Annotated in this window: 17 protein-coding genes and 1 tRNA gene; 8 read left to right on the top strand and 10 right to left on the bottom strand. The window is 64.6% G+C overall.

Annotation, left to right across the window (positions count from 1 at the left end; all coding sequences use genetic code 11):
* Positions 1-79 precede the first annotated feature (79 nt).
* From VAPA_RS09345 to hemP, 4 genes are all read left to right on the top strand, one after another.
* Positions 80-781 carry an energy transducer TonB gene (locus VAPA_RS09345; RefSeq protein WP_041946378.1) on the top strand — a complete coding sequence of 234 codons (702 nt, stop codon included), beginning with the start codon at positions 80-82 and terminating at the stop codon, positions 779-781.
* Positions 782-803: 22 nt separating this feature from the next.
* Positions 804-1,520 carry a MotA/TolQ/ExbB proton channel family protein gene (locus VAPA_RS09340; protein WP_021006520.1) on the top strand — a complete coding sequence of 239 codons (717 nt, stop codon included), beginning with the start codon at positions 804-806 and terminating at the stop codon, positions 1,518-1,520.
* A 5-nt stretch (positions 1,521-1,525) separates the two neighbouring features.
* The gene (locus VAPA_RS09335) at positions 1,526-1,939 is read left to right on the top strand and encodes an ExbD/TolR family protein (RefSeq protein WP_021006519.1); all 414 of its coding nucleotides are present in this window, start codon (positions 1,526-1,528) and stop codon (positions 1,937-1,939) included.
* Positions 1,940-2,034: 95 nt separating this feature from the next.
* Positions 2,035-2,247 (top strand): hemin uptake protein HemP, encoded by a 213-nt coding sequence (gene hemP, locus VAPA_RS09330; protein WP_021006518.1) that lies wholly within the window; start codon positions 2,035-2,037, stop codon positions 2,245-2,247.
* A gap of 179 nt (positions 2,248-2,426) precedes the next feature.
* Here hemP and VAPA_RS09325 read toward each other — a convergent pair whose 3' ends face one another.
* Positions 2,427-2,834, bottom strand: coding sequence for a GlcG/HbpS family heme-binding protein (locus VAPA_RS09325; protein WP_021006517.1), 408 nt, complete (start codon positions 2,832-2,834; stop codon positions 2,427-2,429).
* Positions 2,835-2,999: 165 nt separating this feature from the next.
* On the opposite strand from VAPA_RS09325, the gene VAPA_RS09320 reads away from it, so the two are divergent.
* On the top strand, positions 3,000-3,701 hold the full coding sequence (locus VAPA_RS09320) for a Bax inhibitor-1/YccA family protein (protein ID WP_021006516.1): 702 nt from the start codon (positions 3,000-3,002) through the stop codon (positions 3,699-3,701).
* Between the two features lie 59 nt (positions 3,702-3,760).
* Here the strand turns inward: VAPA_RS09320 and rlmD are convergent, their stop codons facing one another.
* From rlmD to surE, 5 genes are read right to left on the bottom strand one after another with little or no spacing between them, the layout of a single operon-like run.
* Positions 3,761-5,209: a 23S rRNA (uracil(1939)-C(5))-methyltransferase RlmD gene (gene rlmD / locus VAPA_RS09315; protein ID WP_021006515.1), complete on the bottom strand. Its 1,449-nt coding sequence runs from the start codon at positions 5,207-5,209 to the stop codon at positions 3,761-3,763.
* 28 nt (positions 5,210-5,237) lie between these two features.
* Positions 5,238-6,236: a sigma-70 family RNA polymerase sigma factor gene (locus VAPA_RS09310; RefSeq protein ID WP_021006514.1), complete on the bottom strand. Its 999-nt coding sequence runs from the start codon at positions 6,234-6,236 to the stop codon at positions 5,238-5,240.
* 4 nt (positions 6,237-6,240) lie between these two features.
* The gene (locus tag VAPA_RS09305) at positions 6,241-7,134 is read right to left on the bottom strand and encodes a peptidoglycan DD-metalloendopeptidase family protein (RefSeq protein ID WP_021006513.1); all 894 of its coding nucleotides are present in this window, start codon (positions 7,132-7,134) and stop codon (positions 6,241-6,243) included.
* Between the two features lie 11 nt (positions 7,135-7,145).
* On the bottom strand, positions 7,146-7,919 hold the full coding sequence (locus VAPA_RS09300; RefSeq protein WP_021006512.1) for a protein-L-isoaspartate(D-aspartate) O-methyltransferase: 774 nt from the start codon (positions 7,917-7,919) through the stop codon (positions 7,146-7,148).
* A gap of 2 nt (positions 7,920-7,921) precedes the next feature.
* A complete protein-coding gene (surE, locus tag VAPA_RS09295) occupies positions 7,922-8,680 on the bottom strand; it encodes a 5'/3'-nucleotidase SurE (RefSeq protein WP_021006511.1) in 759 nt (252 codons plus the stop codon).
* Between the two features lie 128 nt (positions 8,681-8,808).
* On the opposite strand from surE, the gene VAPA_RS09290 reads away from it, so the two are divergent.
* Complete coding sequence (locus VAPA_RS09290) at positions 8,809-9,795, top strand: NADPH:quinone oxidoreductase family protein (RefSeq protein WP_021006510.1); 987 nt, start codon at positions 8,809-8,811, stop codon at positions 9,793-9,795.
* An 87-nt stretch (positions 9,796-9,882) separates the two neighbouring features.
* Here VAPA_RS09290 and VAPA_RS09285 read toward each other — a convergent pair whose 3' ends face one another.
* The 3 genes from VAPA_RS09285 to VAPA_RS09275 form a co-directional block, all read right to left on the bottom strand.
* The gene (locus tag VAPA_RS09285) at positions 9,883-10,227 is read right to left on the bottom strand and encodes an H-NS histone family protein (RefSeq protein ID WP_012746936.1); all 345 of its coding nucleotides are present in this window, start codon (positions 10,225-10,227) and stop codon (positions 9,883-9,885) included.
* A 263-nt stretch (positions 10,228-10,490) separates the two neighbouring features.
* Positions 10,491-10,566, bottom strand: a tRNA-His gene (locus VAPA_RS09280).
* A gap of 75 nt (positions 10,567-10,641) precedes the next feature.
* Entirely contained in the window at positions 10,642-11,334 is a 693-nt protein-coding gene (locus VAPA_RS09275) for a YbhB/YbcL family Raf kinase inhibitor-like protein (protein WP_230558984.1), read from the bottom strand.
* Positions 11,335-11,493: 159 nt separating this feature from the next.
* On the opposite strand from VAPA_RS09275, the gene VAPA_RS09270 reads away from it, so the two are divergent.
* Positions 11,494-11,742: a GlsB/YeaQ/YmgE family stress response membrane protein gene (locus VAPA_RS09270; protein ID WP_021006508.1), complete on the top strand. Its 249-nt coding sequence runs from the start codon at positions 11,494-11,496 to the stop codon at positions 11,740-11,742.
* A gap of 21 nt (positions 11,743-11,763) precedes the next feature.
* Positions 11,764-12,096 (top strand): hypothetical protein, encoded by a 333-nt coding sequence (locus VAPA_RS09265; RefSeq protein ID WP_021006507.1) that lies wholly within the window; start codon positions 11,764-11,766, stop codon positions 12,094-12,096.
* Between the two features lie 27 nt (positions 12,097-12,123).
* Here the strand turns inward: VAPA_RS09265 and VAPA_RS09260 are convergent, their stop codons facing one another.
* Positions 12,124-12,798, bottom strand: coding sequence for a histidine phosphatase family protein (locus VAPA_RS09260; RefSeq protein WP_021006506.1), 675 nt, complete (start codon positions 12,796-12,798; stop codon positions 12,124-12,126).
* Positions 12,799-12,888 lie beyond the last annotated feature (90 nt).

The following is a 12,888-nucleotide window of genomic DNA, read 5'->3' as shown; positions in this document are numbered from 1 at the left end:
TTTCGTAAGTAAACAGTAGTCGTAGCGGTTTTGCTGCAATCGAGGCACGCTCCGTGCGCGCCCGCATTCGAATTGGTTGATCGTGTCTGACCGCTTTGCCCCCCCTCCCTCCGTCCTGGGCCTCTCGCGCAATGCACTCATTGCCGGGGGCGTGATCCTGTTTCATGCAGCCGCGCTGTGGGCGCTGCAAAGCGGCCTGCTGCGCCGCGCTGCCGAAGTGGTGATCCCCGTCGAAATTCTGAGCCAGTTCGTCGAGCCGCCCAGGCCGGCCGAACCACCGCCTCCCCCACCGCCGCCGCCTCCGCAGCGCAAGCCCGAGGCCGTCAAGCCTCCGCCTCGCCCGGTGGCCATACGCGAACCGAAGCCGACACCGGCGCCCAGCGCGCCGGTCGGCGTGCCCGAGCCTGCGCCCCCCACGCCCATTGCGGAGGCTCCCGCACCCACGCCGCCGGCTCCCCCGGCCCCGCCGCCAGCGCCGCCCGCCCCACGGACGATCGAAATTTCGGAGGGCCAGACGCGCTACGTCAGGGAGCCCAAGCTCGTGTATCCCAGCATGAGCAGGCGGCTGGGCGAGTCGGGGACCACTGTGGTCTCGATCTATTTCGACAGCGAAGGCTTCGCCAAGCGCGTCGAACTCTTCAAGTCCAGCGGATTCGAACGCCTGGACGAAGCGGCGCTCAGCGCCGCCCGAACCGCCCAGGTCACGCCCTTCAGGCAAACGGGAGGCAACGCACAGACCACCTACCTGCTGCGGGCCCCCTTCTCATTCAAACTGAACTAATTTTTCTCTGGAGCAACTTCGTATGGATTCCCAATTCGGCTTGATGAACGTCTGGAACCAGGGCGATTTCGTCACCAAGGCCGTCGCGGTGCTGCTGGTCGGCATGTCGCTTGCGTCGTGGATCGTGATCATCATCAAGGCCCTCGACGTCATCAAGTACAAGCGCCTTGCCAAGCATTCGCAGGACTTCTGGCATAGCGAAGACTTCGCAACCGCGCTCAACAAGCTCGGCAAGGACGACAGCAATCCGTTTCGCGCCCTGGCGCTCGAAGGCCGCGAAGCGGCTGCGCACCATCGCAACACGAAGGCCCATCTGCACGACGCGCTGGACGTGAGCGACTGGATCACGCGCGCGCTGCGCAACGGCATCGATGCGTTCACCGCGCGCCTTCAAACCGGCCTGGCCATCCTGGCATCGGTCGGTTCGACGGCCCCGTTCATCGGCCTCTTCGGCACGGTCTGGGGCATCTACCACGCGCTCATGAGCATCAGTTCCGCCGGCCAGGCCACCATCGACAAGGTGGCGGGCCCGATCGGCGAAGCACTGATCATGACGGCGCTGGGCCTCGCGGTGGCCATTCCGGCGGTGCTGGGCTACAACGCACTGGTGCGCGGCAACAAGTTCGTGCTCACCAAGCTCAACAGCTTTGCGCATGACCTCCACGCCTACTTCGTGACGGGCGCACGCGTGCAAAGCGGGGGCGGCGACGCCATCGTGGTTCCGCTCAAGAAGGGCTGAGCATCATGGCTTTCGGAACCCAGGACGAACCCGATGAGGTGATGAACGAGATCAACATGACGCCGCTGGTCGACGTCATGCTGGTGCTCCTGATCATCTTCATCATCACCGTGCCGGTGATGAAGCACGCAGTCAACATCGACCTGCCCCGCGCCACCAGCGAACCCGAGCAGCCCAAGCCGCAGAACATCCTGTTCAGCATCACCGCCGACGGCAGCTACTACTGGAACGAACAGAAGATCGAAGACGGCGAGCTGCCCGCCCGCCTGGCCGCCGAGGCCGCGAAGGATCCGCAGCCCGAGCTGCACATCCGCGGCGACAAGGCCGTGCGCTATGAACGCGTGGCCAAGGCCATGTCGCAGGCGCGGGAAGCCGGCGTACGCAAGATCGGCTTCATTACCGAGCCCGACGCGAAGTAAGTCACTGCATGGCCCTGAAAAAAGTTGATCGCCGCGATTGACTTTTTATTGCGAATCATTATCATTCACTCATCGCTTCGATAAGGGAATTTCAGATGCAAGCCAAACCGAACGCCTTTTCTGTTCTGAGCCATCCGTCGCTCGACCAATCGGGTGGCGGACAGGCGTCCATCCAGGCACCGCGCCCGGCGCCGATGGTCGAAAGCACGGAGCTTCTCAAGGGAAGCAAAACCGTGGGCATCATGCACAACGGGTCCCTCTATCGGCTCCAGGCCACCAAACTCGGCAAGCTGATCCTGACCAAGTAAGAGGCAGATCAGCCCGCCCTTCGCGCAAGTTTCATCGTGGGGCGACTTGAGGAGATTCATCTCCGAGGGTCGTTTTTTGCTAGCCAACGGTTCGCCGACTAGCCAAGCTTTTTTTCACGCTGGATATCCAACAAAAACGCCGGCTCGAAGCCGGCGTTTTGCTTTGGCGCTTCGAATGCTCAAAGACCGAGGGCCGCAATGCCTGCCTTGGCGATCTGGGCATCTTCGTTCGACTTCACGCCGCTCACGCCGACGGCGCCGATCACCTGGCCGTCCTTCACGATCGGCACGCCGCCCTCCAGCAAGCCCTGTACGGCGGGCGCCGTGAGAAACGCGGTGCGGCCGCCGTTGATGATGTCCTCGTAGACCTTGCTCTCGCGGCGCCCCATGGCTGCCGTATGTGCCTTGGCAGGCGCGATATGGGACGACAGTGCCGCAGCGCCATCGAGGCGCTGGAGCCAGAGCAGGTTGCCGGCATCGTCGGAGATGGCAATGGTCACGGCCCAGTTGTTCTTGAGGGCTTCGGCTTCGGCAGCCGCGGCAACGGCCTTGACATCGGCGAGTTCGAGGAAGGACTTGGTCTTCATGTTGAGAATCAGGTTGCGTAAAACCCGACAGCATAACGGCCAACCGGCCCGGAACCACGGCGGTGCTTAGGACCATCAGCCATACGGTCTTTGTGCCGCCCCCCTCTTGCAGACCCCTAGAATGCGCCCAACTGCGTCATTGCAGCAACCAAAGGAGCTACGGCCATGAACGACCGCGTTACCACCCTCGACACTTCCGCCGGCTACGGCCAGGCGCTGCCGCAGGCTGAGCGCCAACGCGTCCTGCGCAACACCTACTGGCTGCTGGCGCTGAGCATGCTGCCTACCGTGCTGGGCGCGTGGATCGGCGTCGCCACCGGCATCACCCAGTCGCTCACGGGCGGGCTCGGCCTCATGGTTTTCCTCGGCGGCGCCTTCGGCTTCATGTTCGCCATCGAGAAAACCAAGAACTCGGCCGCCGGCGTGCCGGTGCTGCTGGCCTTCACCTTTTTCATGGGCCTGATGCTGTCGCGGCTGATCGCGATGGTGCTGGGCTTCAAGAACGGTTCCGAGCTCATCATGACCGCGTTCGGCGGCACCGCCGGCGTTTTCTTCGTGATGGCTTCGCTGGCCACCGTGATCAAGCGCGACCTGTCGGGCATGGGCAAGTGGCTCTTCGTGGGCGCCATGGTGCTGATGGTGGGCGCCATCATCAACGTCTTCGTCGGCTCGAGCGCCGGCATGATGGCCATCTCGGTGGCCGCCATCGGCATCTTCTCGGCCTTCATGCTGTATGACCTGAAGCAGATCATGGATGGCGGCGAAACCAACTACATCAGCGCAACGCTGGCGCTTTACCTGGACCTGTTCAACGTGTTCCAGAGCCTGCTGGCCCTGCTGGGCATCGCCGGCGGCGAACGCGACTGAGCGAGCAAGCGTCGCGGCGACGCGCCAAAGATGAAAAAAGGGCCCCGAGGGCCCTTTTTTCATGCCAGATCGAACACCGCAATCGACTCGACGTGCGCCGTGTGCGGGAACATGTTGATCACCCCCGCGAACGTGCAACGGTATCCGGCCTGGTGCACCAGCAGGCCGGCGTCCCGCGCCAGGGTGGACGGATTGCAGCTCACGTACACGATGCGCTTCGGCGGCGTCCAGCCATCGGTTCGAAGCTCGGGCTGCAGGTGCAGATCGGCCATGGCCTTGGCCAGCGCAAAGGCGCCCTCGCGCGGCGGGTCGACCAGCCACTTGTCGGCGCTGCCATCGGCCACCAGCATGGCAGGGGTCATTTCGAAGAGGTTGCGGGCCACGAACCGGGTTGCTGACAGCGCCCGTCTGGCGGATGTGGCAGGCTGGTTCTTCTTGAAGTTGTCGCTCGCGCGTGCGACCAGGGTGTCGCTGCCCTCGATGCCCAGAACCTCGCGAGCACGGCTGGCCAGCGGCAGGGTGAAGTTGCCGAGGCCGCAGAACCAGTCGATCACGCGCTCGTTCGCCTGTACGTCGAGAAGGCGCAGCGCCTTCCCCACCAGGGCGCGATTGATGTGCGGATTGACCTGCGTGAAATCGGTGGGCTTGAACGGCATCGTCACACCGAACTGGGGCAGCTCGTAGGACAGCGGCATACCGCCTTCTTCCAGCAGCTTCACCGTGTCCGGCCCCTTGGCCTGCAGCCACCACTGGACGCCGGCGTTCTGCGCTGCAAAGGCCTTCAGGCGGCCGACGTCCGCATTGGAGAGCGGCTCCAGGTGCCTCAGCACCAATGCAATCGTGCCGAGCGAGGTCGTACCGGGCGCATCGCCGCAGGCGAGCTCGATCTGCGGGCAGGTCTCGCGGGCGTCCAGCGAACCGATCAATGCGCGCAAGGGCATCAGCATGTCGCTGACCTGCTTCGGCAGCACCGGGCAGACCTGCATGTCGGCGAGATACCGGCTCTTGCGCTCATGGAAGCCGATCAGCACGGTGCCCTTCTTGACCACATGGCGCACCGAAAGCCGCGCGCGGTAGCGGTAGTGCCATGCCGGGCCTTCCAGCGGCCGCAGCACGTTGTCGGGCCGTACCTTGCCGAGGTGCCACAGGTTGTCCTCGAGGGCGCGCTGCTTCACCGCAACCTGCGCCGCCTCATCCAGATGCTGCATCTTGCAGCCGCCGCACGCACCGGTGTGCAAACCGAAATGCGGGCAGCCAGGCCGAACGCGCTGCGACGATTCGCGCCGGATGGCCGTGACCGTGCCCTGCTCCCAGTTGTTCTTGCGGCGATGAACGTTGAACTGCACCTCTTCGAAAGGCAGGGCGCCCTCGATGAACACGACCATGCCCTCGGCGTTGTGCGCGACGCCTTGCGCGTCGAGGTCGAGCGACTCGACCTTGAGCCATTCGTCACGCGCGGTCGCCGGGGTTTTCGCGGGGACTTTCTTTTCTTCGATGGATTCCGTCATCCCCCGATTGTCTCAGTGCCGGCGCCGGCTAGAACAAGGCGTCGCGCCCCACGCCGGAACGGGTCAGCTGGCGCCGCATCTTGGCCAGCGCCTCGTTCTGGATCTGCCTCACGCGCTCGCCTGTCAGCCCCAGTCGCACACTCAGCACCTCGAGCGTTTCGGGCTCGCGGTCGTGCAGGCCGTAGCGCCCCTCCAGCACCTCGCGCTCGCGTGCATCGAGGGCATGGACCCATTGATCGAGCAAGCGCGCGACCTCGTGGGTGTGCGTGACGTCGGTCGGATCGCCTTGGCCGTCCTCGGACGCCACGGTGTCGGCCAGGGTGAAGCCTTCGTCTCCATGTGCATCGCCGGCATCCAGCGAACGCGGCGCCTCGGCCAGCGCCAGCAGTTCCGCGACCGCCTGCACGTCAAGCCCCAGAAATGCCGCGACATCCTCCACGCGCACGCCATCGGGCCGATGCGCCAGGAACTGGGCATCGCCTTCGAGCGTGCGGCGGGCCCGCAGCACCTGCTGCAGTTCACGCACCACATGCACCGGCAGGCGGATCGCACGCGCCTGGGTCATCACTGCGCGCTCGACCGACTGGCGAATCCACCAGGTCGCATAGGTGGAAAAGCGAAAGCCCCGTTCGGGCTCGAACTTGGTGATGGCGTGCATCAGGCCGAGGTTGCCTTCCTCGACGAGATCGGCGAGCGGCACGCCCCGGCCCAGATAGGCCTTGGCGATGTTCACAACCAGCCTCAGGTTGTGCTCGATCATCGATTGCCGCGCGGTAAAGTCGCCGGAGCGCGCGGCGCATGCGGCCTGGTATTCCTCTTCGGGCGTGAAGAGCTCGGTACGCCGCACCTGGCGCAGGTAGATCGTCAGTGCATCGGCACCCTCGCCTCCGACCGAATCGGTTGCGGCAATCAGGTCGGCAGCGAGTGCAGGCCTTGCAGACGAGCCCTGTGGGTCGTTCTCTCCCGCCCTGCTCCGGCCCGCCGGCCGACGCACGGGCAGTGCGCGACGGGGGCTGGACGCGGCCATGGCATTACCGGCTCGGCAAGTAGCGCGCCGGATCGACAGGCTTGCCCTGGCGGCGGATTTCGAAATGCAGCTTGACGCGGTCAGCGTCGCTGTTGCCCATCTCGGCGATCTTCTGGCCCTTTTGCACCGACTGGTCTTCCTTCACGAGCAGCGTCTGGTTGTGCGCATAGGCCGTGAGGTAGGTGTTGTTGTGCTTCAGGATGATCAGGTTGCCATAGCCGCGCAAACCTGCGCCGGCATAGACCACGCGGCCGTCGGCAGCCGCGAGGACGGCGTCGCCCGCCTTGCCGCCGATGTCGAAGCCCTTGTTCTTGGCATCGTCGAACCCCGCGAGGAGCGTGCCGTGCGCCGGCCAGATCCAGCCGAGGTCCTCGTCGCCCGAGCTTGCTGCGGGCGCCGACGGCGACGCCGTGACCGGCGGCTTGCCGACCGCGGCACTCGCGGGCGCGGCGGGCACCACCACCGACGGCGGCGTGACGGGCTTGGTCACCGCACCCTCGAAAGAAGGGGCAGGCGCGGTTGCGACAGCGGTGGCCGGCCCCACCGGCGGCACCACGCGCAGCACCTGGCCGACTTCGATCAGGTCGGGATTTTCAAGATTGTTCCAGCGAACGATGTTCTGCCAGCTCTGGCCTGTTTCGTTTCCGATGCGGCGGATCGTGTCGCCGGGCCGCACTGCGTAATAACCCGGCTTGCCATAGTTCTCGATGCCTGGAAGCGGCTTGCCCGAGGCGTCGGTGGTGATGAGCGGGCCACCGGGTGCCGCATTGGGCGCACGCGTCATCGTGCCGCGGTCTTCGACCGGTGCCGGCCCTCGCGGTGCGGCGCAGCCCGCGATCACGAGCACAACTGCCAACGTGATACCAGCGCACCAACTCCGATTGCCAAAACCCTGCATTTGTTGTTCCTTCAAGCGATGCCCGATTTTAGGGGGACAAAGTGAACCGCCTCAAGAATGCGGCGCTCGAGTCCACGGGCGGTTTTATCGATGACGACGAGCGCCTGCCCGCCGCCCGCCGAATGGGTGGGCGCCACGATGCGCCCGCCGATGGCGAGTTGTTCGATCCAGGCCTGCGGCACCGCTTCGCCGCCTGCCGCGGCGATGATGCCGGCATAGGGAGCCCCCTTGGCATAGCCGACCATGCCGTCGCCCAGCATCAGATGAACCGTGGCCAGCCGGAAGTGCCGCAGGTTGGCGCGCGCGCGCTCGTGCAGTCCGCGCAGGCGCTCGATGCTGTAGACCTCCGTGGCCACGTGGTTCAGCACCGCGGCCTGGTAGCCGCAGCCGGTGCCGATTTCCAGCACGCGGCCGAGACGGTCCTGCGGCTTTCCGGCCAGCGCGGGCGCGCCCAGCAGGAGCTCGATCATGCGGGCCACCACGCTCGGCTTCGAGATGGTCTGGCCCAGCCCGATGGGCAGGCTCGTGTCTTCATACGCCTGGTTGACGAGCGCGCTGTCGACGAAGCGATGCCGCTCGACTGCGCTCAGCGCGCGCAGCACGCGCGGATCGGCAATGCCTTGGGCAGCGAGCTTCTGCACCATGCGCGCCCGCACGGCGTCGGAGGCCATCGAAGGCGTGGTCGGCACCATCGGCTTGGCAGGCACTGCGGGCAGGCGCCCGCGTGTGGCGGCCGAGGCGGTGGGTGTCAGGCGAACCGGAAATCCAGGCCGTTGCGTGGCCATGCTCAATTACCGAGACGGGCAACCGTCTCGCGCCATTGGCCCAGGTTGGCATGGTCGGTCAGGTCGATCTGCAGCGGCGTCAATGCAATGTGGCCGGCGGCAGTTGCATGGAAGTCGGTGCCTTCGCCGCTGTCCTTGGCGCCTCCGGCACCTGCAATCCAGTACATCGTCTCGCCCCGCGGGCTTTCCTGCGTGATGACCTTCTCCGCGGCATGGCGGCGGCCCAGCCGGCAAACCTTGATCGGCTTGAGCTCTTCGAGCGGCCGGTTCGGAACGTTCACGTTGAGCAGGAAGGCGCCTCCATCCAGCATGCGCTCGCGCTCGATCTGCTGCACCAGCCGCCGGGCCACCTGCGCGGCCGCATCGACGTGCGCCCAGCCTTTCTCGATCTGCGAGAACGCGATGGCCGGGATGCCGAACAGATAGGCCTCCATCGCCGCACCCACGGTGCCGGAGTAGATGGTGTCGTCGCCCATGTTGGCGCCGTTGTTGATGCCGGACACCACCAGGTCGGGCCGGTAGTCGAGCAGCCCCTTGAGCGCGATGTGAACGCAATCGGCCGGCGTGCCCGTCACATAGCGAAAACCGTTGTGCGCCTTGTGCACGTAGAGCGGCGCCGCCAGCGTGAGGGCATTCGACTTGGCGCTGTTGTTGTGCTCCGGCGCAACCACCTCGACGTCCGCGATGTCTTTCAATGCGTCGTGCAATGCGACGATGCCCGGCGCCTGAAAACCATCGTCGTTGGAAATAAGTATCTTCATGGTGCTTTTCAGTGCCCGGATTGTAGGCGCCGCGTGCGTCGCAGCAGGGACAACGCCGCCCCGCCGCGCCCCCTATCATCGCCTCGCATTCATTGCCCACACACGACTGATTCAAAGGAGACCCGAGCATGCACGCATGGCTTTGCGAAAACCCCACCGGCGTCGATGCGCTGACCTGGAAGGAACTGCCGACGCCGGCGCCGGGTCCGGGCCAGGTGCTGATCGAAATCAGGGCGGCCAGCCTCAACTTTCCCGATCTGCTGATCGTGCAGAACAAATACCAGATCAAGCCGCCGCTGCCGTTCGTGCCCGGTTCGGAATACGCCGGCGTCATTCAGGCGGTAGGCGAAGGCGTCACCCACCTGAAGGTCGGCCAGAACGTGGCGTGCCTCTCGGGCACGGGCGGATTTGCAACCCACACGCTGGCACCGGCAGCGCTCTGCATGCCGCTGCCCGAGGGCTTTGGCCATGTCGATGCGGCGGCGTTCATCATGATCTATGCCACGTCGTGGCATGCGCTGATGGATCGCGCACAGCTCAAGGCCGGAGAAACCGTGCTCGTGCTCGGTGCCGCGGGCGGGGTGGGCACCGCCGCGATACAAATCGCAAAGGCAGCAGGCGCAAAAGTGATTGCGGCGGCGTCTACCGACGAGAAATGCGAACTCTGCCGCTCCATTGGCGCCGACGCCACGATCAACTACACGACGCATGCGCTTCCAGGCGGTTTTCGCGACGCCATCAAGGCCGCCACCGACGGCAAAGGCCCCGATGTCATTTACGACCCGGTGGGCGGTGATTTCGCCGAGCCGGCATTTCGCTCGATTGCGTGGCGCGGACGCTATTTGGTGGTCGGCTTTGCCTCCGGGCCGATTCCATCGCTGCCATTGAACCTGACGTTGTTGAAAGGCGCCTCCCTGGTCGGCGTGTTCTGGGGCGATTTCGCCAAGCGCGAGCCCAAGGCCAATGCACAAATGATGGCCGAATTGGCGCAGTGGTACGGACAGGGAAAGATCAAGCCCGTGATCGACAGCACGATGCAGATGTCACAATTGAAAGCTGCCTATGCCCACATGGGATCGCGCGGCGTCAAAGGAAAACTCGTGATGGTGAACTGAGCGCACCGGGTTTGCCCGGATTCGCACCCAATAAAAAAAGCCCGCATTCGCGGGCTTTTTTTATTGGCCTGTGGCCTTCTCGGGAGCTTACTTGATCTCGAACTCGGAAAGCGACTTGCCCGCGGCCAGCGCCTCGGTCACCCAACGTGGCTTGCGGCCGCGGCCACCAGACCAGGTTTCGCCGGTTGGGCCGCGGTATTTGGCTGCTGCCTTGACCGCGGGAACCCCGGCGCTGCGCTTGACCGAGCCGCCGCGTGCGCTGAGTTTCAGATCGGAAGCCGTCAAACCGTATTCGGCGATCTTCCTGCGCACGTCTTCAATCACGCCCGCGCGCTCTTGGTTGCGAAGGTCTTCGGCCTGCTTGCGCAATTGCGCAATCTGCTCGTCGTACTTCTTGATCTGGGAATTGATATCGGCAAGGGTCGAAGCCATTGTTGGACTCCTGAAAATTGGGAACGGGGCGGATTTTAATTCAATTCCAATTTATTACAAGCAGGCCGTCCCGAGAAAAATGGCCCGGCACGTACAGGTTTGCGGCAGCGCACAATGCAGTGCGCACCGGTTTGGACGCTTTTTATGAAACCAAAGGAAGAGTGCTGCGCCGGCCGCAGGAGCCGGAAATGACAACGCCGGGACTGGCCCGGCGCTGTGTTCCCGTGGACGCTATTGCGCAATAGCAGTCGGGGAAAGAATTTTGGGGTGGCTGATGGGACTCGAACCCACGACGACCAGAATCACAATCTGGGACTCTACCAGCTGAGCTACAGCCACCGCAGAGCCTCGAATTGTAGCGGCAAAAACCCCGGTTTTCGCCACCGTGGCATGCGCATGGGCTTGAAATTCTTCTCAGCCCGTTGCCAGGGGGCCGGCCGGGGCTGCTTCCTTGATCTTGATCGAACCGTCCGGCCTTTCGCAGGTGCCGATCAGCAGGCCACTGGCAAGCGCGTGCTCGCGCAGGGCGTCGAATATCTCGTCCCGACCGGGTGCGGCGGAAAACACGGGCGTGTTCTCGAGCGCAAACAACTGAAAGGCGTAGCGGTGCGTGCCGTGTCCCGGGGGCGGATCAGGGGGTAGCCAGGCGGCCTGCAGTCCGGAATTGCGTCCCACATGCAGGCCGGCAGCACCGCCGTTGTCGCGGCTCGGAATAGCCGCTTCATCCAGCTTGCCTTCATTCGGCCGCAGCCCGACGACGATCGCGTGCACGAGCGGATTCGGCGTCGGAGAATCGGCGTCCTCGACCAGCAGCACCAGCGATTCGGTGCCAGCCGGAAGATCGGCCCATTGCAGCGGCGGCGACAGGCCCTCGCCATCGGCCGTATAGCGCGACGGCAATGGCGCGTGGTCCACGAAAGCGACGCTGCTCAAGGCAATCGACGCCATGCCCTGCCGCATACCCAGCGCATTGAAGACGATCTTGTCCAGGCCCGCGCGCATCCCCTGCAGCGCATGGCCGATGACTTCAGGCAATTTTTCCAGCATGGCTCCGGTATAGCGCTGTGCCGCGAAACACCCTGTAGGACGCTGCAGCAACCACGACATGGCAGTCTGCGCCAAAGTTCTCGAACTTCGAGCCCGATGTGCTTTACAAGGGGGTTCGCGCCAGTGTTGCTCCGCTATCATGAGCGCCGTTTGCATCGACGGTTCGCGCTTTTCGCCCGTGGCCTCCACCTTCCACTTCACCGCCAAAGGAATTTCTTCATGAGCATCGTCTGGACCATCCTGATCGGGTTCATCGTGGGTCTCGTGGCGCGGGCCGTCAAGCCGGGCGACGATTCCGCGGGCTTCATCGTGACCACGCTGATCGGCGTTGCGGGCTCCTTGATCGTGACCTATGTCGGCCAGGCACTCGGCTGGTACACCGCGGGCCAGGGTGCGGGCTTCATTGCGTCGGTACTCGGCGCGATCGTGCTGCTGATCCTGTACGGCCTGATCAAGCGCAAGGGCTGACCCGGCTGGCGATGCGCACCGATGCCGCGCAAACCACGGGCCAGGCATCACGTCTACGTGGTCGAACTCGATGACCGCGTCTGGAACCATGGCCGGTTCAGGCGGGCCAACCCCGACTACCAGCTCGGCAAGCCCTTCGTCTATGTGGGAATGACCGGGCTCGACCCCGACATCCGCTTCGACAAGCACAAGGCCGGCATCCAGGCCAACAGCTTCGTGCAGGCCTTCGGCCTCAGGCTGCTGCCTGCCCTCTACGAACGCTACAACCCGATGAGCTACGAAGATGCGCGCTCGATGGAGGTCGAGCTCGGCATCGCGCTGCGCAAGAGCGGCTACGGCGTCTGGCAGGCCTGAGGTCACCGCCTTTGCGGCACCGCTGCTTCAGGCGTAGGTGACCCAGCTCTCGTAGGCCGGGGCGTCCAGGTGCGGCAGCGTGTTGTACGTGACGAGCATGTGCCGCTTGGGCGTGAAGGCAAACTCCGTCACCGCGGTGTTCCGGATGCGCAGATTCAGTTCGATCGTCGTTTCGGGGCTCGTACCCAGCACATGGCCGACAGCCGTGCTGATAGGTCCGCCGCTCGACACCACCAGCACCTTGGCACCGTGGTGGCGGTCGCGCACATGGTCGAGCGCCGTCGTCACGCCCGCCAGGAAGTCGACATAGCTCGGCATGCCGACAGGCTGGGTCCGGCCCTGCATCCAGGCGCCGAGCCCATCGCGCAAGAGGCGGAAGTGGTGCCGGTACATCTCGGGCGAATCGGGCTTTTCGAGCTTGCCTTCGTGAATGGTGGCAATGACCGCTTCGCTGTCGTACTCGTTGAGCCCGGGCCATGGGAGCACATCGTCGCGCTTCAGCGCGAGCCCCTCGGCAATGCCTTCCCAGGTCTGGCGATGGCGCTTCAGGGTGCCGGTGATCACGGCATCGAAATGCATGCCGCGCTCCCGCCAGTATTCGCCGAGGCGCACGGACTGCCTGTGCCCGAGCTCGCTCAGGTTGTCATAGTCGGCAGCGCCGAAACTGGCCTGCCCGTGGCGCACGAGATAGAGGGTTCCCATGTACGGGATTCTGGCGACAAGCGCACCTTGAGCTTGTCCCACGTGCGACGAAATACGCGGCCGCGTCCTGGCTGCTGACCCGGACGCGAC

Source organism: Variovorax paradoxus B4 (assembly GCF_000463015.1).
Classification (GTDB): domain Bacteria; phylum Pseudomonadota; class Gammaproteobacteria; order Burkholderiales; family Burkholderiaceae_C; genus Variovorax; species Variovorax paradoxus_E.
This window is presented reverse-complemented; position numbering and strand designations above follow the sequence as displayed.